The organism is Micrococcus sp. iso_239 (assembly GCF_056173395.1).
Genome location: NZ_CM149672.1, coordinates 1233398 through 1256617 on the forward strand (window position 1 = coordinate 1233398; position 23220 = coordinate 1256617).

The following is a 23220-nucleotide window of genomic DNA, read 5'->3' on the forward strand; positions in this document are numbered from 1 at the left end:
CGTCGGCCCGCCGGGACCACCCGTCCCGGCGGGCCGGTGAGCGCGGCGGCTCAGGCGTCCGGCCCGGGCGACCGCCGCGGCACGGCGGCGACGGCCTCGAGCAGCCCGTCCGCGTAGGCCTCCCACGAGTGACCGGCGGCGTGACGCACGGCGCCGGGCCCCAACGCGGCCCAGGCGTCACGATCCGCCAGGATCTCGGCCAGGGCATCGGCCCACGCCTCAGGGGTGCCCGCCGTCACGTGGCGGCCGGACACGCCGTCGAGGACCGCGTAGACCAGTCCGCCGACCCGGTGCGCCAGCACGGGCGTGCCGCAGGCCTGTGCCTCGAGGGCGACCAGGCCGTAGGTCTCCGACGCGCTCGGCATCGCCACCACGTCCGCCGCCCGGAACTGGGCGGCCAGGGCGGGCGCGGGCACCGGCCCGGAGAACGTCACCAGGTCGGCGACCCCCTCCTCCGCGGCCAGGCTCGCCAGGTCCAGCTCGTCGCCCCCCGAGGCGGCCCCGTTCACGTGCAGGCGCACACCCGGGTCGGCGCCCGTGCCACCGGCCCGCTCGCGCAGCACACCGAGGGCGGCCACGAGCAGGTGCGGGCCCTTGTGCCGCTGCACGCGGCCGGCGAACAGAACCCGCAGGGCTCCGTTGTCGTCCGGGGCGCCCGGCCACTGCGCGGCGCCCTCCGGCGTGAACGTCTCGAGGTCGGCCCCGGGGGGCAGCACCCGGGTGCGGGCGCGGGGCACGTCCAGCAGCTCGCGCAGGTCGGCGACCTCGGCGGCGGAGTTGACCACGAGCAGGTCGGCCCGCTCGGCGACCTCGCGCTCGGCCTCGATCCGCGCGGCCGGCTCGCGCAGCTCGGGGTCCTCGAGCATCTTCGCCGCCGCCGTGGTGTGCATGGTCTGCAGGTACGGGGCGTGCGCCGCCCGCGCCAGCGCCGCGGCGGTGGACCCGGAGAGCCAGTAGTGGCCGTGCACGAACGCGACGGGCGGGGCGTCCGCGCCACCGAGGACGGGACCGCCCGGCACGGCGTCCGAGGCGAGCCAGTCCAGGGCCGCGCGGGTGAACTCGGCGCCCAGTCCCGCCAGCTCCTCCTTGGGCACGGGAGCGGACGGCCCGGCGGCGAGGTCCACGACCGTGACCGGCGGGGCCTGCCCGCCGGCGTCCAGCATCCGGACCCGTGCGCCATCCGCTCCCACCGGCTCCTCCGCCCGGGTCAGCAGGATCATCCGCACGCCCCGGCGGGCCAGGGCCACGGCGGCCTGCCGCACGTAGACGTTCATGCCGCCGGCGTCGCCGCGGCCGGGCTGGGCCAGGGGGGAGGTGTGCAGGCTGACCCCGATCCCCACCGGCACGGACGCCCGCAGTTCGGCGTCCACGGCGTCGAACAGCCGGGCCGCCGACGCCGAGTCCGCCAGGTCCTCGACGGAGACCATCCGTCCGGCGCCGTCGCCGAGCGGCACAGTCCAGTTCGGGTACTGGTCCTGGAGGGTGCCGGGCTGGTTCTGGATGCGCCGCTCGCCCACGGCGTCCACGAGCGCCACGCTGTGCAGGGCCGAGGGCGCCTGCGCGAGCAGGCGGTGCAGGGCCACGATCTGGCGTTCGCGCACCTCGGGGCCGGCGTCGGGGACGTCCACGTCCGCCTCGGCGAGCAGCCCGCGCCGGGCCGCGGCGGCGAGGAACGCGCGCACCTCCTCCGCCGACCGGCGGCGTTCCTGGGCGACGTCCACGGTGTAGAGGCCCAGCCGTTCGCGCAGGTCCACCTGGACGCCCTCGAGGTAACCGGCCGTGGGCGGCAGGTCGTGCGTGTTCACCGCCGCCATGGCCAGCCGCCGGTAGCGCTCCGGCGGGGTGGGCTCGCCGTCCTCCTGTTCGAACCACAGGATCGACGTGCCGAGCACGCCGGCCTCGGCCAGGCGGCGCTGCACCCACGGCTCGAACGTGCCGAGGTCCTCGCCCACCACGACGACGCCGGCCCGCTCGGCCTCGAGCGTGAGCACGGCGAGCATCGCCTCGTGGTCGTATTCGACGTACGCGCCCTGGGTGGCACCGGCGCCCTCCGGGATCCACCACAGGCGGAACAGCCCCAGGACGTGGTCCATCCGGATGCCGCCCGCGCCGCGCAGCACGGTGCGCAGCATGTCCCGGAACGCGGCGTAGCCGGTCTCGGCCAGGCGGCGCGGATGCCAGGGGTGCTGCGACCAGTCCTGGCCCAGCTGGTTGAACAGCTCGGGCGGCGCGCCGACGGACATGGTCGGCACCAGCACGTCCCCGAGCATCCACGCGTCCGCGGTCTCGCGGGTCGCCCCGACTGCCAGGTCCACCATGACGCCCATGCGCATGCCGGCCGCCCGGGCCCGCTCCTGCACGCCGGCGAGCTGCTCGGCGGCGATCCACTGCACCCAGCGGTGCAGGTCGACGTCGGTCGCGCGTTCGACGCGGACCCGCTCCGCCTCGACCCCGCCCGGCGCCCAGGCCGGGTCGGCGAGATCGGGTCCGGTGCCGTCGCCGTCCAGCCGCAGGACGGACCAGAGGGCGAAGTCGTCCAGGCCCGGGCCGGCCTCGGCGCGGAACCGTGCGTAGGCGGCCTCGCGCTCGGGGGAGCGGGGCACCTCGTGCACGCGGCGCAGCGCGGGCCACAGGACGGCGGCGACGGCGGCCCGATCGATCCGGCCGGTGCGCTCCAGCTCCGCCTGGACGCGGGCGCCGGCCGACCGCAGCTCCGCCTGCTCCGCGGCGGGCAGGTCGGCGAACTCGGGGATCGAGGGCACGTGCACGACCAGCGCCGAGAGGAACCGACGGGAGACGGGGGAGTAGGGGGAGTCCGCCGGATGGGGGCCGGGCTCGATCGCGTGCAGGGGGTGCAGCAGCAGGAAGTCGGCACCGTGCCGGGCGACGATCTCGGCCAGGGACGCCATGTCCGCCGCGTCGCCGATGCCCCACGAGTCCGCCGAGGTCACCGAGTAGCCCTGCGCGGCCGCGCCCCAGCCGCGGCGCTCGAGGAAGGGACGCGCCGTGCTCAGCCGGGTCGGGGCGCAGACCAGGACCGCGGAGGCGGTGGAGCCGGAGCCGCTGGTCACCTCCAGCCGGTGCCAGCCCGGGGCGAGGTCGGCGGGGATCTGAACGTGGACGCGCTCGCGTTCGACGCCGTCCACGAGGCGGACCTCGGACACCGGCTCGCTCACGCTCACCTCGAGGGTCCGCCCGTCCTCCGTGCGCACGCGGGCCACGACCGGCTCGCCCGCGGCCACGTGGCACGGCACGGACAGGCGGTGGCCGGACCGGGCGGCCACGGTGGGCGGGAGCACGTCCCGCCAGGGGGCCGTCTCCGCCTCCTCCAGCGCCTCGGCCAGAGCGGCGACCCCGTCCGGACGGACCGACACCCCGAGGGCGGCGAGCACCTTCACGAGGGCCTCGTCCGGCACGGTCTGGGCCGAGCCGTCCTGCCCGACGTACTCGGGCTGCACCCCGTGGGCTCGCGCGAGCCGGTGCAGCAGTGCGGGGGCTTCCAGGGCCATCAGGTCCTCCATGCCGTCGTGCGGTTCCACCGACGGCGCCTGCCGTCGCACAGACACCACTCTAGAGGGGACGCCGGTCCGGGGAACACGCAGGGCCCCGGTCGTGACGACCGGGGCCCTGCTGCTCGACGAGCGGTGCGCGAGGGGGGACTTGAACCCCCACGTCCTTGCGGACACAGCGACCTCAACGCTGCGCGTCTACCAATTCCGCCACTCGCGCTCATCGGTGGAGCCCTGGGAGAGGCTCCGTCGCCCACCGCGTTCCGGTCCTGTCCGGTCCGTCCCGCTCCGGGCAACTCGAGAAAGATAGCACGGGTTCGGGCTAGGCTCAAAACCATGGTCGAGAACATCGAGAACCCCGCCCGCTCGCGCCCCGAGGACCGCGTCGTGGAGATCTGCCGCGACCTCATCCGGATCGACACCACCAACCGCGGGGGCAACGTCTCCGTCGGTGAGCCTGAGGCCGCGGAGTACTGCGCCCGGCTCATGACCGAGGCGGGGATGACCCCCCGCTTCTTCGAGTCGGCGCCGGGCCGGGTCTCCGTCGTCGGGCACCTGCCGGGCTGGGATCCGGAGGCGCCGGGGCTCGTCATCCACGGGCACACGGACGTGGTCCCCGCCGAGGCGGACGAGTGGAGCGTGGACCCGTTCGGCGCCGAGCTCAAGGACGGCATGATCTGGGGGCGCGGCGCCGTGGACATGAAGGGCATGGACGCCATGGTGCTCGCGGTGCTGCTGCACCTGGCCCGCACGGGCCGCCGGCCGCGGCGACCCCTGACGGTTGCGTTCTTCGCCGACGAGGAGGCCGGCGGCGTCTACGGCGCACGCTGGGTCGTGGACCATCACCCCGAGGTGTTCGACGGGTGCACCGAGGCGATCTCCGAGGTGGGGGGCTTCTCCACCGAGGTGCACGGCTCGCGCGCCTACCTCGTGCAGACCGCGGAGAAGGGGCTCGCCTGGCTCAACCTCACCGCGGAGGGCGCCCCCGGGCACGGCTCGGCCCCGCACCCGGACAACGCGGTCACCCGGCTGGCCGGCGCCATGACCCGCATCGGCGGGCACGAGTGGCCGCTCGTGTACACCAAGACCACGCGCGCGCTGCTCGAACAGGTGGCCGAGATCATGGGCGTGGATTTCGACGAGACGGACCCGACGCCGCAGCTCGACGCGCTCGGGCAGGCCCGTTCCTGGGTGGCCGGCACCCTGCGCACCTCGTCCAACCCGACGGGGCTGACCGCCGGCTACAAGCACAACGTCATCCCGTCCTCGGCCACCGGCACCGTGGACGTGCGCCTGATCCCCGGGGAGGAGGAGTCCGCCCTCGCCACGATCGCCGAGCTCGCCGGTCCCGACGTGACCATCGCACCCGAGCACCGGGACGTCACCCTGGAGACCCCCTTCTCCGGGGACCTGGTGGAGCTGATGATCGCCTCGCTGCAGGCGGAGGACCCCGAGGCCCAGGTGCTGCCGTTCATGCTCGGCGGGGGCACGGACAACAAGTCCCTCTCCCGGCTGGGCATCACCGGCTACGGCTTCGCGCCCATGCGCCTGCCCGCCGACCTGGCCTTCACGTCCCTGTTCCACGGCATCGACGAGCGGGTGCCCGTGGACGCGCTCGAGTTCGGCTGCCGGGTGCTCGAGCGGATGCTGGAGCCGCGCTGATCCGGGCCGCGGGCGGCGACGACGGCCGGGGCGGCGTCGTCGCGCCCGCGCCTCAGAGGGTCTGCAGGGTCGAGGCCACGCGCATCACGCGGCGGCGCATCCAGTAGCGGCGCGCCCCGTCACGGTAGTGCACGGAGCGCTGCAGCTCCCATTGGCCGTACTCCGCGTGCTCCACGAGGCGCCGCCGGGCGTCGGCGAGGGACTCGTGGGCGGCGACCGTCATCACCAGGTACTCCCACTTCTGTCCGCGGGAGATCGCGTCGAGGGTCGAGGACATCAGCTGTTCACGCACCCGCCCATCCTGGCAGACGGCGTCGGGTCCGGCGGCCGGTCCCGCACGGCCCACCCCTGGCCGCGTCACCGGCCACCGGGTTACCGTTCACCCATGAGCTCTGACGCCCGCATGGCCCTCGAGGCCCTCACCACCGCCCTGAACGAACACCTCGTGGCCGCGCAGAACAAGCGGGGCGAGGACGACCCCGCCGTCGAAGCCGCCTTCTTCGCCGTGGCCGACGCCTTCGAGGCCTACGAGGACGCCCTGTACGCGGACACCGAGGAGGTCACCCCGCTCGACCTCTTCGACGACGAGGACGACGACGACTGACCGTCCTGCTCGTGACGGATCGCACGGCCCCGGGTTCCCACCCGGGGCCGTGGCGTACAGTGACCCTCCGTGACGTGGATCGAAGCCATCATCCTGGGCCTGGTGCAGGGCCTCACGGAGTTCCTGCCCATTTCCTCCTCCGCCCACATCCGCATCGTGGGCGAGTTCCTGCCCTCCGCGACCGACCCGGGGGCGGCCTTCACGGCCATCACGCAGCTCGGCACGGAGCTGGCGGTCCTCATCTACTTCTGGCGCGACATCACCCGCATCATCGGCCGGTGGTGCGCCGCGGTCACGGGGCGGATCCCGCACTCGGACCCCGATGCGCGCATGGGCTGGCTGATCATCGTGGGCTCGATCCCGATCGCGGTCCTGGGCCTGCTGCTGGAGGACTGGATCGACACGGAGTTCCGGTCGCTGTGGATCACGGCGACCATGCTCATCGTGTTCGGCGTCCTGCTCGCCCTGGCGGACCGGCTCGGCCGTCAGACCAAGCCGCTCGAGAAGCTCACCGTGCGGGACGGCGTCCTCTACGGCCTGGCCCAGGCCCTCGCGCTGATCCCGGGCGTCTCGCGCTCCGGCGGCACCATCGCGGCCGGCCTGGCCATGGGCTACACCCGGCCCGCCGCCACCCGCTACGCGTTCCTGCTGGCGGTGCCCGCCGTGTTCGCCTCCGGCCTGTACAAGCTGTACACCTCGCTCACCGATCCCGGCACGCAGGGCCCGTACGGCATGGGGGAGACGCTGGTCGCGACCGCGATCGCCTTCGTGGTGGCCTACGCGGTCATCGCCTGGCTCATGCGCTTCATCAGCACCAACTCGTACCTGCCGTTCGTCTGGTACCGCATCCTCCTGGGCGGCGTCCTGTTCGCCCTGCTGGGCGCGGGCGTCATCAGCGCCTGAGCCCGCTCCCGCCGCCGGGCATGGCGGCCCGGCACCGCCGAACCACCCCGATCTGAGGAGTCCCGTGAAGTCCTGGAGCACCCCCGCCCCGCCCGCCGTGCCGAGCCGCCCCGACCGGCTGCGGCTGCACGACACCGCCACGGGACGGACTCGGCATCCGGGCAACGACGCGCAGCGCGCCTCGCTGTACGTCTGCGGGATCACCCCGTACGACGCGACGCATCTCGGCCACGCGAGCACCTATGTGGCCTTCGACCTGCTGCACCGCTACTGGCGCGCGGCCGGTCTCGAGGTCGCCTACGTCCAGAACGTGACCGACGTGGACGACCCCCTGCTCGAGCGGGCCGAGGCGACCGGCGTCGACTGGCGCGCGCTCGCCGAGGAGCAGACCGACCTGTTCCGTGCGGACATGGCCGCCCTCGAGGTGCTCGCCCCGGACCACTACGTCGGCGCGACCGAGGCGGTGGGCCTGGTGGTGGACGCCGTCGAGACGATGCTGGCGGCGGGCCGGGCCTACCGCGTGCCGGGCGGCGACGGCGAGCCCGACGGGGACGTCTACTTCGACGTCCGCGCGGCCCAGTCCGCGACCGACTGGCGCCTCGGACAGGTCTCCGCGATGGGCCTGGACGAGATGGCCGCGGTGTTCCCGGAGCGGGGAGGCGATCCCGACCGCCCCGGCAAGCGCGACCCGCTGGACCCGCTGCTGTGGCGCGTGCACCGCGAGGGCGAGCCTGCCTGGGACGGTCGGTCGCTCGGCTCCGGCCGGCCCGGCTGGCACATCGAGTGCTCCGTGATCTCCCGGGCCCACCTGCCGGCGCCGTTCACGGTGCAGGGCGGCGGCTCCGACCTGCGGTTCCCGCACCACGAGTTCTCCGCCGCGCACGCCACCGCCGTCGACGGCCTGCCGCTCGCGCACACCTACGCGCACACCGGCATGGTGGCCCTGGACGGCGAGAAGATGTCCAAGTCCCTCGGCAACCTCGAACTCGTCTCCCGCCTGCGGGCGCGGGGCGTCGAGCCGGTGGCCGTCCGCGCGGCGATCCTCGCGCACCACTACCGGTCGGACTGGGAGTGGTCCGAGCAGGTGCTGGCCGACGCCCAGGCGCGGGTGGCCCGTTGGCGCGCCGCCCTGGACGGACCGCATGCCGCCGCCGGCGTCGCCGTGCTGGACGCGGTGCACGCGGCGCTCTCGGACGACCTCGACGCCCCCCGCGCGCTGGAGGCCCTCGACGCATGGGCGGCCGGCACCCTGCCGGGCCTGGCCGAGGCCGCCGCCGACCCGCTGCCGGTGGTCGACGTCGTGGCGGCGCTGCTGGGTCTGCGCCTGCGCTGACCCCGCCGGGCGCGGCCGGGCGTCAGCGTCCGCCGCGCCCGCGCAGATAGCGCTCGAACTCCCGCGCGATCGACTCGCCCGAGGCCTCCGGCAGCTGCTGGGTGTCCTGGGCCTCCTCGAGCTGCCGGACGTAGGCGGCGACGTCGGGGTCCTCGGCGGCCAGCTCGTCCACGCCGCGCTGCCAGGCCCTCGCGTCGTCCTCGAGCCCGCGCGTGGACACGCTCACGTGCAGCAGGTCCTCGACCGCCTCGACCAGCCCGAGCAGCGTCTTGGGGGAGGGCGCCTGGGCCACGTAGTGGGGCACCGTCCCCCACAGCGAGAGGCTCGGCAGGCCGCGGCGCGCGGCCTCGTCCGCGATGACGCCGATGATCCCGGTGGGCCCCTCGTAGACCGGACGGTCCGCGCCGACGGCCACCCGCACGTCCACGAGCGGCGAGGTCGGGCGGGCGCGCAGGGGCCGGGTGTGGGGCACGTCCGCCAGCAGCGCGCCCAGCGTCACGACGGCGTCCACGTCACGCGCGTCGGCCGCCGTGAACAGCTCCTCGAGGAACGCGCGCCACCGCACGTTCGGCTCCACGCCGACGGCGAGGAGCACACGCACCCCGTCCGGCGGGGCAGCCTCGCCCGCGACGGGCCGACCCTCACGGTCCAGGAGCGCCTCGTGCAGGGTGATCGCCGGCCAGTCCAGCGTCCCCAGCCCGTCGGCGTCGCGCCGGACCAGGGGTCGAGTGACCTGGTAGTCGTAGAACTCGCCGTCGCACACCCGTCCCGCGTCCGCCGCGTCCCACTGCTCCCGCAGCGCGCCCAGGGCCCCGGTCGCGGCCTCCCCGGCGTCGTTCCACCCCTCGAAGGCCAGCAACAGGACCGTGGGGGCCCGCCGCCCGGCCTCGAGCTCGTCCACGGTCGCCGTCAGGTGGGTCCGCAGCGGGCCCAGGACGTCGTCCGGCTGGTCCTCGGAGGTAGCGTCGGTCATGGCGGCCAGCCTAGACACGGCCCGACGACGGGGCCACGGCCCGCGATCCGCCCCGCACACCCCGGCGGCGGCGCTCGATAGGATGCACTCCATGCCCCGCCACCCCGCGCCCGCCCCGGACGACCGTGCCCGCCGCCTGCCACGCGCCGTCCTGTGGGACATGGACGGCACCCTCGTGGACACGGAGCCCCTGTGGAACGCCGTCCAGCGCCGCCTGGTGGTCGAGCACGGCGGCACCTGGTCGGATGACCTGGCCGCCTCCCTCGTGGGACGCCCCCTCGACGAGGGAGCGCGCCGCCTGCAGGAGGCCGGGCTGGACCTGCCCGTGCAGCGGATCATCGACCTGACGATGGACGAGGTCGTCCAGGGGGTCGTCCGTGGGGTGCCATGGCGGCCGGGTGCCCGGGAGCTGCTCGTCGCGCTCGCCGAGGCCGGCGTGCCGGGCGCCCTCGTGACGATGTCCCATGCCCCGCTGGCCCGCGCGCTGGCCGAGCGGGCGCCGGCGGGCACGCTGGACGTCGTCGTCTCGGGGGACATGGTCTCCCGGGGCAAGCCCGACCCGGAGGCGTACCAGCTGGGCCTGCAGCTGCTGGCCGAGCGGACACCGGGGCTGACGGCCGCCGACTGTGTGGCGGTCGAGGACTCCCCGGTGGGCGTCGGCGCGGCCGTGGCCGCGGGCCTGCCGACGGTCGGCGTGCCCAGCGTGCTGCCGCTGCCGGCGGGGCTCGCGACCGTCGAGTGGACGACGCTCGCCGGCCGCACGCCGGCCGACCTCGCCGCGGTCCGCCGGATCGCCGCCGCGCGCGGGCCCGGGGCGGACGGGGCCGGATGAGCGGGCCCGCCTCCGTCCGGCTGGGCACGATCGCCGGCGCGCCGGTGCGCCTGTCCTGGTCCTGGCTCCTGATCGCCGCGGTCATCACCCTCGCGTTCGGCCCGCAGATCCAGCGCGCGCTGCCCGCGATCGGCGGCGGCGCCTACGCGGTCGCCCTGGGGTACGCCGTGCTCCTGGCCCTCTCCGTCCTGGTCCACGAGGCCGCCCACGCCCTCACCGGCCGCGCCTTCGGCCAGCGCACCGAGGAGATCGCGCTCACCCTGTGGGGCGGGCACACCCAGTTCCGCAGCCCGTCCGCTCGACCGCTGGACACGGTCCTCACCGCGATGGCCGGCCCCGCCGCGAACCTCGTGCTCGCGGGCCTCGCCCATCTGGCGGCCCGCGCCGTGCCCGGCCCGTCCGTTCCCGCCCTGCTGCTCGAGGTCACGGTGTGGGCCAACCTCCTCCTGGCCGCGTTCAACGCGCTGCCGGGCACCCCGCTCGACGGCGGCCGCATGGTCGAGTCCGCCGTCTGGGCCGCCACCGGCTCCCGGGCCCGTGGCGTCGAGGCGGCCGGCTGGGCCGGGCGCGTCGTCGCGGTGGGCGTCCTCGCGGCGGTGCTCGGCCCCCCGACCCTCGCAGGCCGCGCGCCGGACCTGTTCGTCGTCGTCCTGGCGGCCTGGGTCGCCCTCACGCTGTGGCGGGGCGCGGACGACGCCGTGCGCCACGGGCGCTGGAGCCGCCGGCTGGAGACCCTGCGGCTCGAGCAGGTCGAGGCGCCCGCCATCGCCCTGCCCGAGCACCTCAGCGTCGCCGAGGCCCTGGCCCAGGCGGACGGCGGCCGCCGCGCCGTCGTGGCCGTGGACGGGGCCGGTCGGCCCCGCGGCGTGCTGGACCTCACGGCCGCGGCGGGCCTGACCCCGGCGCGCCGCACGACCACCGCCCTGGCCGCGGTCGCCGTCGCCCTGGCTCCGGAGGCCGTCCTCGTCCGCGACGACGTCCCCGCCGCCGGTCCCGACCTGGCCGCCCGCCTGGCCGACCCCCAGACCCCCGTGTGGGTGCTGACCGACGCGCACGGCCTCGTGCGCTCCGTGGTGCCCCGCGAGACGATCCTCGCCGCCGTCGACGCGACGCGGCGTCCCTGAACCGAAGGAGCCCCCCATGACCGAACCCACCGGCGTGAGCGCGCGCCGCGGCCCCCTGCGGGCCGGCCAGCGCGTGCAGATCAAGGACGCGAAGGGCCGCCTCAACACGATCACCCTGCTGCCCGGCGGGGAGTTCCACAGCTACCAGGGCGTGCTGCGGCACGACGACCTGATCGGCGGCTTCGAGGGCGTCGTGGTCGAGAACTCGGCCGGCCAGCCGTACCAGGTGCTGCGCCCCCTGCTGAACGACTTCGTCCTGTCCATGCCCCGCGGCGCCACGGTGGTCTACCCGAAGGACGCGGCGCAGATCGTGCAGCAGGCGGACATCTTCCCGGGCGCCGTCGTGGTCGAGGCCGGCGTGGGCTCCGGCGCCCTGTCCATGTCCCTGCTGCGCGCCGTGGGCGACCACGGGCGCCTGCACTCCTACGAGCGCCGCCCGGAGTTCGCGGACGTCGCCCGGGCCAATGTGGAGGCCTTCTTCGGCGCCGAGCACCCCGCCTGGTCGGTGCACCTCGGCGACGCGCAGGAGGAGATGCCCAAGGTCCACGAGCCGGGCTCCGTGGACCGGGTGGTCCTGGACATGCTGGCCCCCTGGGAATGCCTCGACGCCGTCGCCGAGGTCCTGGCCCCCGGCGGTGTGTGGCTGAACTACGTGGCCACCGCCACCCAGCTCTCCCGCGTGGCCGAGGCCATCCGGGACTCGGGCCGCTTCACGCAGGTCGAGGCCAACGAGACCCTCGTGCGCGGCTGGCACCTGGACGGGCTCGCCGTGCGCCCCGACCACCGCATGGTCGCGCACACCGGCTTCCTCCTCACGGCCCGCCGCCTGGCCTCGGGCGAGGAGGCGCTGCGCCTGAAGAAGCGCTCCAAGGTCTCCGAGTTCAAGGCCGAGGACGTCGAGGCCTGGCAGCCGGCCGACGCGGCCCGGTGGACGCCCGAGGCCCTCGGCGAACGGCCGATCACGGACAAGAAGGCGCGCAAGGCGGCGAAGGAGGCCCGCCTCATGGCCGCGCGGTCACGCGCCGCCGAGCAGGGCGTGGACGCGTACGGTGGGAGGACCCAGACCGGGGAGCAGGACTGAGTGGACGGAGCACCGGTGGACCACCACGCGCAATCAGGCACGGAGCACGCCGAGCAGCGCCTCGCCGAGGCGCGGGAGCTGCTGCGGCAATCCCAGGCCGAGGCCGAACGGCTGCGGCACCAGCTGCAGTCCGCCCAGCGGCACGCCGCCGGCCTGAGCGAACGCCGTCGGGCCGCCGAGGCCCAGACGCAGACGGCCGCCCGCAACAACCGGCGCATGGTCGAGCTGCTCGAGGCCACGCGCGCCGAGATCACGACGCTCAAGGAGAACCTGGACGCCGTCACGCATCCGCCGTTCACCTTCGCCACCCTCGAGGCCGTCCACGCCCCGCGCGAGCCCGAGGAGGGCGTGGAGACCGGCGCCGTGGTGCGCGGGGGAGCGGACGTCGTGCAGAACGGCCGGCGGCTGCGCGTGACGGTCTCCCCACTGCTCGACGCCGCCCGCCTCACCCCCGGCGCCCAGGTGCTGCTGGACGAGTCCAGCTCGATCGTCGGCGTCGCCCCGGGCACGGGGTCGGGTCAGCTGCTGCGCGTCAAGGAGGCGCTGCCCGACGGCGGCCTCGTCCTGGCCGGCACGGCGGACGAGGAGCGCGTGGTGCGGCGCGCGCCCGCGCTGGAGGGCGTCGACCTGCGCCACGGGGACGCCGTCACCGTGGACGCCCGCGTCGAATGGGCGCTGCGGCGGGTCGAGCTGTCCGAGGTGGACGAGGTGCTGCTGGAAGAGGTCCCGGACGTCACGTTCGAGGACATCGGCGGCCTCGGCCCGCAGATCGACCGGATCCGCGAGGCCGTCGAGATCCCGTTCCTGCACCCGGAGGTCTACCGCGAGCACGGTCTGCGCGCCCCCAAGGGGATCATGCTGTACGGCCCGCCCGGCACCGGCAAGACCATGCTCGCCAAGGCCGTGGCCAACGCCCTCTCGGCCCGCAGCGCGGACGGCGAGCGCTCGTTCTTCCTCAACGTCAAGGGACCCGAGCTGCTGAACAAGTACGTGGGCGAGACCGAGCGGCAGATCCGCGTCATCTTCGACCGGGCCCGCGAGAAGGCCCACGCCGGCTTCCCCGTGGTCATCTTCTTCGACGAGATGGAGTCGCTGTTCCGCACGCGCGGCTCCGGCGTCTCCTCGGACGTGGAGACCACGATCGTCCCGCAGCTGCTCACCGAGATCGACGGCGTCGAGGCCCTCGAGAACGTGATCGTCATCGGCGCCTCCAACCGAGAGGACATGATCGACCCGGCCGTGCTCCGCCCCGGCCGACTGGACGTGAAGATCCGCGTGGACCGTCCCGACGCCGCCGGCGCCGCGGAGATCATGGCCAAGCACCTCACCGCGGACGTGCCCCTGCACGCCGACGACGTCGCGGCGGCCGGCTCCGCGGACGCGGCCCGCGCGACGCTCATCGCCCGGACGGTCGCCGCCCTCTACGACCGCGGCGGAGACACCGCGCTGGCGGAGCTGACGGACGTGTCCGGCACGACCCACGCCCTGCACCTGGCCGACCTCGTCTCGGGCGCTGTGGTGGCCGACGTCGTGGACCGCGCCAAGCGGCACGCGGTGCGTGACTACCTCGCCGCCGGCCAGGCCCCGGCCGCGCTCGGCGTCCGCGAGGGCCACCTGCGCGAGGCCGTGGCCGCGGTGCTGGAGGACCAGACGGACCTGCTGGCCACGGTCGCGCCCGCCGAGTGGGCGCGCACCTCCGGCTGGCGCGGTCCTCGGCTGCGCTCGCTGCGCATGGTCCGGGGGGTCGAGGCATGAGCGCGTTCGGCCGCGGGACCGCGGACGGCTTCGCCCGGGCCGTCGCCGTCGACGTCGGCCCGACCCCCGCCTTCGAGGGCCAGCGTCGGCTGTTCCACGGCGCGGCCGTGCCCCCGAACGGGCGGGACGCCGCCGGCTGGGGCGTGCACCGGGTGATGGGCACGGAGACCGAGTTCGGCATCCACGCGCCGGCCAACCCGGGGGCGCACCACAGCGTGCTCTCGGTCGAGCTCGTGAACGCGTACGCGGACCTGGTCACCCGCTCCGGCTCGGCGGTGGCCGGCACGGAGTGGGACTACGCGGGGGAGTCGCCGCTCGTGGACGCCCGCGGCTGGCGGCTGCCGCGTTCGGCGGCGCACCCCTCGCAGCTGACCGACGAGGCGCTCGTGGGCCCGGACGGGGAGCCCGTGCACCTGCTGCTGTCCACCGTGCTGGCCAACGGCGCGCGCTGGTACGTGGACCACGCCCACCCGGAGTACTCGTCGCCGGAGACGACCACCCCGCGGGACGCCATGGTGTGGGACGCCGCCGGGGACCTGGTCGCCCAGGCGGCGGCCGAGCACATCGGCCACGCCGAGGGCGCCCCGGAGGTGCTGGTCTACAAGAACAACGTGGACGGCAAGGGCCAGTCCTACGGCGCGCACGAGAACTACCTCGTGGCCCGGTCCCTCGACTTCGAGGAGCTGACGGCCGTCCTGCTGCCGTTCTTCGCGGCGCGGCAGGTGCTCGTGGGCGCGGGCCGCGTGGGACTCGGCCCGGCGGGGGAGCGGCCGGGCTTCCAGCTGTCCCAGCGGGCCGACTACTTCGAGGAGCCCGTGGGCCTGGAGACCACGATCCACAGGCCGATCGTCAACACGCGGGACGAGCCGCACGCCCGCCCCGAGGCCTACCGCCGACTCCACGTGATCATCGGCGACGCGACTCTGAGCCAGCACGCCACGTGGCTGCGGATGGGCATGACCGCGCTCGTCCTCGCGATGGCCGAGGCCGGGACGGCGCCCCGGCTCACCCTGGACGACCCGGTGGCCGCGTTGCAGACGATCAGCCACGACCCGGGTCTGCGGGCCACGGTGCCGCTGCTCGAACGCACCGCGGACGGCCCCGTGCGCCGGCACTGGACCGGGCTGCGGATCCTGCGGTCCTACCTGGACGCGGCCCGCGCCCACTGCGCCGCCTTCGGGGTGACGGATCCGCAGACGCGCGAGGTGCTGGACGCCTGGGCCGTCGACCTCGACGACGCCACCGCGGATCCGCTGTCCCTGAGCGACCGCGCCGACTGGGCGGCCAAGCTGCGCGTCCTCGAGGGCCTGCGGGCCCGCACGGGCGCGGACTGGACCGACCCCCGCCTCGCGATGGTGGACCTGCAGTACGCCGACCTGCGCCCGGCCCGCTCCCTGCACCGCCGCCTCGTGGCCGCCGGCGCCCTCCGGACGCTCGCCGACGAGGGGGAGATCCGCGCCGCCGTCGCCACGCCGCCGCGGGCCACCCGCGCGTGGACCCGCGGCAACCTCGTGGGCCGCCACGGTGACCGCGTGGCCGGCGCCGCGTGGGAGACGCTGCTGCTGCGCGGGGCGGGGGAGCGGGTGCACCGGCTGCACCTGGCCGAGCCGCTGGTCGGCGCCGCCGTGGACCTGCCCGGCTGGTGGGAGGACGCCGCCGCGCCCCGGCCCGACGACGAGGCGCTCGTGGCCACGCTGGCGCCGCTGTTCGGCGCGCGGGCCTGAGGCGAGGGCGGGCGCTCAGCCCGTGACGGCCGCGCGCACGCGGCCCAGCAGGGCGTCCGCCCGCGCGACGAGACGGTCCGCCCGGTCGACGTCGGTGCGCAGGATGCCCTCCAGGCCCTCGTCGCGGAGGGGGCCCAGGTTGGTCTCGAGGGTGACCGCGGCGGCGGTGAGGCCGCCCCGGATGCAGCCGAGCGCCGCGCCGACGTCGGAGAGCACGTTCGGGTTCGCCGCGTCCAGCACACGCTCGGCCAGGCCCAGTGCACGCTCGGCGGCGTCGACGATCCCGCGGGGTGGCCGGACGGCCTCGGCCAGGGCGGCCTGGATCGCGGCCGAGCGCCGGGCCCGGTCCTCCGGGGTGTCGCGGGGCAGCCCGAACGCCTCGGCCACGGCGCCGAAGCCCCGCTCGTCGCCGTCGGCGAGGCCGAGGCACGCCGCGATCAGGCCCTCCGATGCCCGGGCGTCCTCCTCGGCCGCGCTGAACCGGGCCGCCATGGCCAGCAGTCCGGCGCCCTCGGCGACCGCGAGCGCGCCCGTCGCGCCGCCGCCGGGGGTGGGCTCGCCGGAGGCGAGGCGCCCCAGATAGCTCTCGATGCTCTCGTCGCGGATCATGCCCCCACGGTGCCAGACCGGGCCCGACCGCGGCCCGCCCTCAGGCGCGCTCCCAGGAGGCGACCGGCCCCGGGACGATCGTGAACAGCGGGTGCACGTCGGGGACGGGCGTGTCCGACCACCGTTCGAGCCAGGCGGGGCTGCGCGCGGCCAGCTTGGCGCACAGGTGACGCCACTCCAGGTCGCGCTGGCCCGTGGTGGCCGGGATCGGTGCGAGACCGGCGGGCGGGATGCGCACCGCGCCGTCGGGGGCGGGGCACGGCCGGTCGATCCGGGAGTGGTCGAAGCGATAGCCGCGCGCCGTGGCCTCGGCCTCGAGGCCGGAGAGGAACGCGCCGATCGCGCCGGACGGGTCCGGGTGCTCCCGGAACCTCAGCAGCTGCGGGTGGTCCCGATACCCGCGCGTGCGGCCGGCCAGGACGGCCTGCGCGAGCAGGGCCTCGCGCCAGGCGCCCGTCAGGCCCTGACGGTCGAGGTGGCGGGGGTGAAGGGTCCACAGACGCATGCCCCCATCCTGCCAGCGCGGGGCAACCCGGGGACGTGGGGCTGAAACGTGGCCCGCGCGTGGGGCAGGATGGGTGGACGCGGACGGAGCACACCGACCCGCGTCGACGCACGAGGAGGCCACCATGTCCCAGGAGCAGATCCGCCCACGCCCGTCCGGCGGCGACGACGAGACCGGCGCCGCGGCGGGCCAGGCGCACGTGAAGCCCGCGGCCCAGGACCAGGGCCTGGACAGCCTGCTGGACGAGATCGACTCGGTGCTGGAGTCCAACGCCGAGGAGTTCGTCAAGGGCTTCGTCCAGAAGGGCGGCCAGTGACCGACGCGGACCGCGCCCGCCGGATCTTCGGGCTGGAGACGGAGTACGGCGTCCAGCATTGGAACCCGCAGGGGCGCCCGCTCAGCCCCGAAGAGGTCGTCCGCTACCTCTTCCGGCCCGTGGTCGAGTGGGGGCGGTCCTCGAACGTGTTCGTGTCCAACGGCTCCCGGCTCTATCTCGACGTCGGGTCCCACCCCGAGTACGCGACCGCCGAGTGCTCGACGCTCGACGAGCTCATCGCCTCGGACGGGGCGGGGGACCTGCTGCTGCACGACCTCGTGGTCCAGGCCGAGGAGCGCATGGCCGCGGACGGGGTCGGCGGCCGGATCCACCTCTACCGCAACAACGCCGACTCCTCGGGAAGTTCCTACGGCTCCCACGAGAACTACCTGCTGCGCCGGCGCACCGAGTACCGGCGGCTCACCGAGGCGCTCGTCCCGTTCCTCGTCTCCCGGCAGATCCTCGTGGGCGCGGGCCGCGTCGTGCCCGCCGGCACGTGGCCCGAGGGCGAGGGCCCGGCCCACTTCGCGTTCTCCCAGCGCGCCGACTTCGTGCAGGACGGCGTGTCCTCCTCCACCACGCGGTCCCGGCCGATCATCAACACGCGGGACGAGCCGCACGCGGACGCCTCCGAGTACCGGCGCCTCCACGTGATCGTGGGGGACACGAACCTCTCCGAGCACACCCACCTGCTGCGCTTCGGCGCCACCGACCTGCTGCTGCGGATGATCGAGGCGGGCTTCCCGCTCGGGGACCGCGTCGTCGCCCACCCCACCCGCGCGGTGCGGCAGATCTCCCACGACCTCACCGGCACGGCCCGCATCGCGCTCCGGGAGGGGGAGGCCTCCGCGCTCGAGCTGCAGGAGCACTACCTCGAGCGGGCCCGCGCCTTCGTCGCCGCGGAGGGTGCCCACCACGACCGGGTGGGGGAGGTCCTCACCCTGTGGGGCGAGGTGCTCGACGCCGTCCGCACCGGTGACCGGTCCCGCATCGAGGACCGCATCGACTGGGCGATCAAGCTGCGCCTGCTGGAGGACTACCGGGCCCGCCACGACCTGGGCTGGGACGCGCCCCGCCTCGCCCAGCTGGACCTGGCCTTCCACGACATCGACCCCGACCGGGGGCTGTTCCGCATGCTGCGGCGGCGCGGCGCCGTCGCGCGCCTGCTGCCCGAGGACGCCGCCCGGTCCGCCGTGGAGGCCGCCCCGCCCACCACCCGGGCCCGCGTGCGCGCGGACTTCGTGGCCCGCGCCCGGGAGCGCGGCCTGGACTACGCCGTCGACTGGACGACCCTGAAGCTCACCGACCATCCGCTGCACGCGATCGTGACGAAGGACCCGTTCGACACGTCGTCGGCCGCCGTCGACCGGCTGTTCGAGCGGATCGCCTGACAGCGCGCGTCCAGGACGCGCCGTTAGGGTGACCCGCATGAGTTCGTTCCAGACCCCCCAGCCCCCGACGGCCCGCCGCCGTCGCCGCCTGCTGCCGCTGCTGTCCCTCGGCGCCGCGGGCCTGATGCTGGCCACCGCCTGCGCTACCGGCGACGACGGCGCGGACCAGCCCCACAGCGACGCCGCGTCGGCCTCCACGTCGGCCGCCCCCGAGCGGGCGGCCGTCGGCGAGGGCCAGGGGGAGCCGGACGCCCTGACGGGTGTCACCTTCACGGAGGGCGACGGCGGGGCGCCGACGGTCGAGATCGACGGGGAGATCGACACCGGCCAGCCCACCACGCGCGTGCTGACCGCCGGCGAGGGGGAGCAGGTGCAGGAGGGCGACGTCCTGAAGATGTCGATCGCCGTCGTCGATCCGGCCAGCGGCGAGGTGGTCGCCGAGAACTTCAGCGGCGAACCGGAAGCCGTGCCCGTGGACGACCAGCTCAAGTCCATGAACCCGGAGATCCACGAGATGCTGGTGGGCAACGGCGCCGGCACGATCGTCGCCGCGTACAGCCCCGAGTACGACGTCTCCGTCCCGCAGACCGAGAGCGCGTCGCCGAGCGCCTCCCCCTCCACCCAGACGCAGCCCGCCCAGCTGTTCGTCTACAAGATCGACGCCATCCTGCCGAAGCAGGCCGAGGGCGAGGAGGTGACCGAGCGGGACGAGCGCCTGCCCGACGTCACCGTGGACGAGGAGAGCGGCCGGCCGAGCATCGCGAAGCCCGACGGCGAGGCGCCCCAGGAGCTGGTGGTCCAGCCCCTGATCGAGGGCGAGGGCCGCGAGGTCGGCGCGGACGACACCGTGACCGTGCAGTACGAGGGCGTGACGTGGTCCGACGGCGAGGTCTTCGACTCGTCCTGGGAGACGGGCCAGGCCATCACGTTCTCCCTCAACCGGGTCATCGAGGGCTGGAAGGAGGGTCTGGCCGGCCAGAAGGTGGGCTCGCGCGTCCTCCTGTCGATCCCGGCCGAGAAGGCCTACGGTGAGCAGGGCAGCCCGCCGGACATCGGCGAGAACGAGCCCCTGCTGTTCGTCGTGGACATCCTGGACGCCCAGGCGTCCGCCACCCCGTCGGCGAACTGACCCCGTCCACGAGAACCCAAGAGGAGAGCACCGTGTCCTTCGGACAGCGCGACTACGACCGCACCAAGCCCGAGATCGACTTCCCGGGCGAGACCCCGCCCACCGAGCTCGTGGTGGAGGACCTGATCGAGGGCTCCGGCCCGGCCGTCGAGGCCGGCTCCCGCGTGCAGGTCCACTACGTGGGCGTGGCCTGGTCCACCGGCGAGGAGTTCGACGCCTCGTGGAACCGCGGCACCCCGCTGCCCCTGACCGTCGGCGTCGGCCAGGTCATCGCCGGCTGGGACCAGGGCCTGCTCGGCATGAAGGTCGGCGGCCGCCGCCGCCTCGAGATCCCGCCGCACCTGGGCTACGGCGCCCGCGGCGCCGGCTCCGCGATCGGGCCGAACGAGACGCTCATCTTCGTCTGCGACCTCGTCTCGGTCGACTGACCCCGGGCCCCGTGACCCCACCCGCCCCGCGGCGCGCCGGCGACGAGGCCGCCGAGCGCATCATCTCGCTGCTGTGGCTGCTGCTCTCGGCACCGCACGGTCTCGAGCGTGACCGGATCCGACGGCAGGTCGTCGGCTACGAGGGGCTCACGGACGCCGCCTTCGAGAAGCTCTTCCAGCGGGACCGCCGCGTGCTGCGCGCCGTGGGGGTCCCGCTGGAGACCCTCGAACCCGCGGGCTTCGACAAGGGCGAGGCGGGGGTGCGGCACCGCGTCGTCCGCGATGCGCTGCTACTGCGCGACCTCGACCTCACCGTGGACGAGCGCCGCGCCCTCGTGCGGGCGCGTCGCCTGTGGGGTGACTCGCCGCTGCGCGCCGACGTCGTCCGCGCCGTGGGCCTGCTGTTCCAGCCGGCCACCGACCTCACGGGCGACGACGAGCTGGCCGGGTACCACACCCTCATGCCCCGGGCCGACCCCCGGCTCGAGGCCCTCACCCAGGCCGTGGCCGACGAGGCCGTGCTGCGCTTCCCCTACCGCGACGCGCGGGGGCGGGCCACCCGGCGCACCGTGCGGGCCTGGTTCCTCACCCTCGTGCGCGGCCGCTGGTACCTCACCGGCTGGGACCTCGACCGCGGCGCCGAGCGCAGCTTCCGGCTCACCCGGATGGAGGGGGAGCCGCGCCGCGTCGAGCGGGCGACGGACGCCCCCGGCCGTCCCGAGGACCACGACCACGCCGGCCTCGTGGCGCGCCTGGCCGGGCAGGCCGACGCCGAGCGGGTCCGGGTGTGGCTCGCGCCCGGCCGGGGTCAGGGCGTCCGCGCGGTCGGTGAGCCGGCCGAGCCTCGGGTCGAGGACGGCGCCGCACCGGGACCCGACTGGGAGCTCTGGGAGGCCCCCGCCGGGCCGCGCGAGGACGGCCTCGCCGCAGAGATCGGCGGCCTGTTGGGCCGGGCCGTGCCCTCGGCCGCGCACCCGGACCTGACCGACCGCGTCCGCGCGGGCCTGGCCGCCGCGGCGGAGACCCACGCCGGTCCCGCCGACCCGGCCCTGCTCGAGGTGGCGCTCGCCGCGCCCGTCCGGCGCCGCGCCCGCGACTCGAGCGAGGACCTCGTGGGCCGCCTGCTGGACATCGTGGGGCTGGCCAACCGGGCCGGTGGGGTGGACCGGGCGGAGCTGCGCGCCCGCCTCGGCATCACCGACGAGCGCCTCGACGCCGACCTCGAGACGCTGCGCTACTGCGGCATGCCCGAGCGCGACTTCCCCGGCTTCCAGTTCGAGGTGGCGGAGGTCGGTGGCCGCGTCCACGTGGAGCGCGCCGCCGACCTGGCCGGTCCCGTGCGGCTGACGCGCCCCGAGGCGCACAGCCTCGTCGCCGCCCTGCAGACGGTCGCGGACCTGCCGGTGCTGGACGAGGCCGACCGCGAGGCCGCCCGCTCCGCCCAGCGCCTGATCCGCGCCGCGGTCCTGGACGCGGGGGCCCCGGATGCGGACGACGCGGACGACGCCGCCCTCCGGGAGGCCGAGGCGCACACCGCCGGCGAGCCCCCGGTCGCCGTCGCCGCCCACTGGGACGTGGCCGTGGACCCCGCGACGGTGCGCACCCTGCTGGCCGCCGTGGCGGAGCGGGCCGTCGTGCACCTGACCTACCGCTCCGTGCATGCCGATGCCCTCACCGAGCGGGACGTGGAGCCGCTGGCCCTGGTGCAGGACGGGGCGCGCCTCTACCTGCAGGCGTGGTGCCGTCGCGCCGAGGACCACCGGGTGTTCCGGGTGGACCGGATCAGCGCGCCCGCACCCACGGGGGAGACGTTCGCGCCCCGGGCTCAGCCCGCGCGCTGGCGGGTCCATCCCGACGACACTGCGGGGGTGCCGGTGCTGCTGCGCTGGGCCCATCCCGTCCGCGACGCGGCCGCCGGCTACCGCCCGGACGCCCAGGCCGACCTGCCCGACGGCGACCGGCTCACCCGGGTGCATCTGACCGACGCCGGCGTGGCGGCCGCGCTGGTCGGACGCCACGGCGGCGCCGTCGAGGTGCTGGCCCCCGCCGACCTCCGGACGTCCGTGGCGGACGCGCTGGGCGATGCCCTCGCGGCCCTGCCGGCGCGGTAGCCTGGACCCCGGAACCCCATCGAAAGGACCCTTCATCATGGCTGGACTCCAGGGCTGGCAGCTCGTCATCATCATCCTGCTCGCGATCCTGCTCTTCGCGGCGCCGAAGCTGCCCGCGATGGCCCGCAACCTCGGCCAGTCGATGCGCATCTTCTCCTCCGAGGTGAAGCAGATGCGCACGGAGGGCAAGGGCACCACGGACGAGCGCTCCGGCGCCGGCTCCACCGCCGCGGACGAGCCGGTCGAGGGCCGCGTCGTCGAGCGTGACGAGACCGACCCGCGCGACCCGCGCTGAGCCGGAAGGACCCCCACCCGATGACCGAGGTCGACGAGGTCGCCCGCCGCACCCGGCGCCGCCGGAAGCGGCGGGACAACCCCACCGGCGAGATGCCGCTGCGCGAGCACCTCACGGAGCTGCGCAACCGACTGCTGAAGTCGGCGCTCGCCGTCGCGGTCGGCATGGTGATCGGCTTCCTCGTCTACCAGCCGGTCATGGCGGAGCTGTTCCGCCCGGTCAAGGAGATCGCCAGCCAGGGACACACGGCGGCCGTCGCCTATGACACGGTGGCCTCGCCGTTCGACCTCATGCTCAAGGTCAGCATGTTCATCGGGCTCATCCTGTCCAGCCCGGTCTGGCTCTACCAGATCTGGGCATTCATCGTGCCGGGTCTGAAGAAGGCCGAGAAGAAGTACGCCCTGGGCTTCATCGCCGCGGCCGTGCCCCTGTTCATCTTCGGCATCGCGCTGGGGTGGCTCGTGATGCCGCAGGCCGTCCAGTTCTTCGTGGGCTTCACTCCCGAGGGCGGCGCGAACCTCCCGACGGCGTCGGTGTACATCAGCTTCGTCACGCGTCTCTACCTCGCGTTCGGCGTGGCCATGGTCCTGCCGGTGCTGCTGGTGGGACTGAACATGCTCGGCATCCTGCCGGGCCGCACGATCGTCCACCACTGGCGCATCACCGTCTTCGTGATCATGCTGATCGCCGCGATCGCCGCCCCCGGTGCGGACGCCATCTCCATGTTCTACATGGCGATCCCGCTCGTCGTCCTCTTCGGCGTGGCCATCGTCCTGTGTCTGTGGGGCGACCGGCGTCGCGACCGTCGGAAGGGCCAGCGTGAGATGGACGTCGAGGCGGAGCTCGCCGCAGGCCCGAAGCCGCTCGATCAGATCTGAGCGGCGCCCGCCGCAGCCCTCCCGCCCGGACGCACGAGCACGACGGTGTCCGGACCCG

21 protein-coding genes and 1 tRNA gene are annotated in these 23220 nt (G+C 75.2%); 16 read left to right on the forward strand and 6 right to left on the reverse strand.

Annotated elements, in window-relative coordinates:
- Positions 1-50: 50 nt before the first annotated feature.
- The gene (gene malQ, locus AC0VX2_RS05750) at positions 51-3560 is read right to left on the reverse strand and encodes a 4-alpha-glucanotransferase (protein ID WP_036315200.1); all 3510 of its coding nucleotides are present in this window, start codon (positions 3558-3560) and stop codon (positions 51-53) included.
- Positions 3561-3645: 85 nt separating this feature from the next.
- Positions 3646-3729, reverse strand: a tRNA-Leu gene (locus tag AC0VX2_RS05755).
- Positions 3730-3845: 116 nt separating this feature from the next.
- Between AC0VX2_RS05755 and AC0VX2_RS05760 the strand changes: the two genes are divergently transcribed.
- Entirely contained in the window at positions 3846-5171 is a 1326-nt protein-coding gene (locus AC0VX2_RS05760; RefSeq protein WP_036315197.1) for a M20/M25/M40 family metallo-hydrolase, read from the forward strand.
- Positions 5172-5223: 52 nt separating this feature from the next.
- Here the strand turns inward: AC0VX2_RS05760 and AC0VX2_RS05765 are convergent, their stop codons facing one another.
- Positions 5224-5463 (reverse strand): DUF5703 family protein, encoded by a 240-nt coding sequence (locus AC0VX2_RS05765; RefSeq protein WP_036315193.1) that lies wholly within the window; start codon positions 5461-5463, stop codon positions 5224-5226.
- 93 nt (positions 5464-5556) lie between these two features.
- Between AC0VX2_RS05765 and AC0VX2_RS05770 the strand changes: the two genes are divergently transcribed.
- From AC0VX2_RS05770 to mshC, 3 genes are all read left to right on the forward strand, one after another.
- Complete coding sequence (locus AC0VX2_RS05770) at positions 5557-5775, forward strand: hypothetical protein (protein ID WP_036315190.1); 219 nt, start codon at positions 5557-5559, stop codon at positions 5773-5775.
- A 69-nt stretch (positions 5776-5844) separates the two neighbouring features.
- Complete coding sequence (locus AC0VX2_RS05775) at positions 5845-6678, forward strand: undecaprenyl-diphosphate phosphatase (RefSeq protein WP_036315183.1); 834 nt, start codon at positions 5845-5847, stop codon at positions 6676-6678.
- Between the two features lie 64 nt (positions 6679-6742).
- Positions 6743-8011, forward strand: a complete 1269-nt coding sequence (mshC, locus tag AC0VX2_RS05780) for a cysteine--1-D-myo-inosityl 2-amino-2-deoxy-alpha-D-glucopyranoside ligase (RefSeq protein ID WP_036315180.1) — start codon at positions 6743-6745, stop codon at positions 8009-8011.
- A gap of 22 nt (positions 8012-8033) precedes the next feature.
- Here the strand turns inward: mshC and AC0VX2_RS05785 are convergent, their stop codons facing one another.
- The gene (locus AC0VX2_RS05785) at positions 8034-8984 is read right to left on the reverse strand and encodes a proteasome assembly chaperone family protein (RefSeq protein ID WP_251393442.1); all 951 of its coding nucleotides are present in this window, start codon (positions 8982-8984) and stop codon (positions 8034-8036) included.
- Positions 8985-9075: 91 nt separating this feature from the next.
- Here AC0VX2_RS05785 and AC0VX2_RS05790 point away from each other — a divergent pair, with 91 nt between their 5' ends.
- From AC0VX2_RS05790 to dop, 5 genes are read left to right on the forward strand one after another with little or no spacing between them, the layout of a single operon-like run.
- The gene (locus AC0VX2_RS05790; RefSeq protein ID WP_051995261.1) at positions 9076-9816 is read left to right on the forward strand and encodes an HAD family hydrolase; all 741 of its coding nucleotides are present in this window, start codon (positions 9076-9078) and stop codon (positions 9814-9816) included.
- Positions 9813-10940 carry a site-2 protease family protein gene (locus tag AC0VX2_RS05795; RefSeq protein WP_036315175.1) on the forward strand — a complete coding sequence of 376 codons (1128 nt, stop codon included), beginning with the start codon at positions 9813-9815 and terminating at the stop codon, positions 10938-10940. The genes AC0VX2_RS05790 and AC0VX2_RS05795 overlap by 4 nt, the downstream gene beginning before the upstream one ends.
- A 16-nt stretch (positions 10941-10956) precedes the next feature.
- Positions 10957-12021, forward strand: a complete 1065-nt coding sequence (locus AC0VX2_RS05800; RefSeq protein ID WP_070709752.1) for a tRNA (adenine-N1)-methyltransferase — start codon at positions 10957-10959, stop codon at positions 12019-12021.
- Positions 12022-13776, forward strand: a complete 1755-nt coding sequence (gene arc, locus AC0VX2_RS05805; RefSeq protein WP_144820075.1) for a proteasome ATPase — start codon at positions 12022-12024, stop codon at positions 13774-13776.
- Positions 13773-15500 (forward strand): depupylase/deamidase Dop, encoded by a 1728-nt coding sequence (gene dop / locus AC0VX2_RS05810; protein ID WP_221846208.1) that lies wholly within the window; start codon positions 13773-13775, stop codon positions 15498-15500. The genes arc and dop overlap by 4 nt, the downstream gene beginning before the upstream one ends.
- 15 nt (positions 15501-15515) lie before the next feature.
- Here the strand turns inward: dop and AC0VX2_RS05815 are convergent, their stop codons facing one another.
- Both AC0VX2_RS05815 and AC0VX2_RS05820 read right to left on the reverse strand, forming a co-directional pair.
- Entirely contained in the window at positions 15516-16109 is a 594-nt protein-coding gene (locus tag AC0VX2_RS05815; RefSeq protein ID WP_144919220.1) for a cyclodeaminase/cyclohydrolase family protein, read from the reverse strand.
- Between the two features lie 40 nt (positions 16110-16149).
- A complete protein-coding gene (locus tag AC0VX2_RS05820; protein ID WP_036336875.1) occupies positions 16150-16614 on the reverse strand; it encodes a pyrimidine dimer DNA glycosylase/endonuclease V in 465 nt (154 codons plus the stop codon).
- A gap of 124 nt (positions 16615-16738) precedes the next feature.
- On the opposite strand from AC0VX2_RS05820, the gene AC0VX2_RS05825 reads away from it, so the two are divergent.
- The 7 genes from AC0VX2_RS05825 to tatC are packed head-to-tail and all read left to right on the forward strand — an operon-like array spanning position 16739 to position 23162.
- Positions 16739-16930, forward strand: coding sequence for a ubiquitin-like protein Pup (locus AC0VX2_RS05825; protein WP_017488237.1), 192 nt, complete (start codon positions 16739-16741; stop codon positions 16928-16930).
- Positions 16927-18321: a Pup--protein ligase gene (pafA, locus tag AC0VX2_RS05830; RefSeq protein ID WP_070709210.1), complete on the forward strand. Its 1395-nt coding sequence runs from the start codon at positions 16927-16929 to the stop codon at positions 18319-18321. The genes AC0VX2_RS05825 and pafA overlap by 4 nt, the downstream gene beginning before the upstream one ends.
- A gap of 37 nt (positions 18322-18358) precedes the next feature.
- Positions 18359-19450, forward strand: a complete 1092-nt coding sequence (locus AC0VX2_RS05835) for an FKBP-type peptidyl-prolyl cis-trans isomerase (protein ID WP_070709212.1) — start codon at positions 18359-18361, stop codon at positions 19448-19450.
- A 32-nt stretch (positions 19451-19482) separates the two neighbouring features.
- The gene (locus AC0VX2_RS05840; protein ID WP_010078659.1) at positions 19483-19878 is read left to right on the forward strand and encodes an FKBP-type peptidyl-prolyl cis-trans isomerase; all 396 of its coding nucleotides are present in this window, start codon (positions 19483-19485) and stop codon (positions 19876-19878) included.
- Positions 19879-19889: 11 nt separating this feature from the next.
- Entirely contained in the window at positions 19890-21989 is a 2100-nt protein-coding gene (locus AC0VX2_RS05845; protein WP_101965454.1) for a helix-turn-helix transcriptional regulator, read from the forward strand.
- Between the two features lie 37 nt (positions 21990-22026).
- Positions 22027-22284 (forward strand): twin-arginine translocase TatA/TatE family subunit, encoded by a 258-nt coding sequence (locus tag AC0VX2_RS05850; RefSeq protein ID WP_002855080.1) that lies wholly within the window; start codon positions 22027-22029, stop codon positions 22282-22284.
- 20 nt (positions 22285-22304) lie between these two features.
- Positions 22305-23162 (forward strand): twin-arginine translocase subunit TatC, encoded by an 858-nt coding sequence (gene tatC / locus AC0VX2_RS05855; RefSeq protein ID WP_070708942.1) that lies wholly within the window; start codon positions 22305-22307, stop codon positions 23160-23162.
- Positions 23163-23220: the final 58 nt, after the last annotated feature.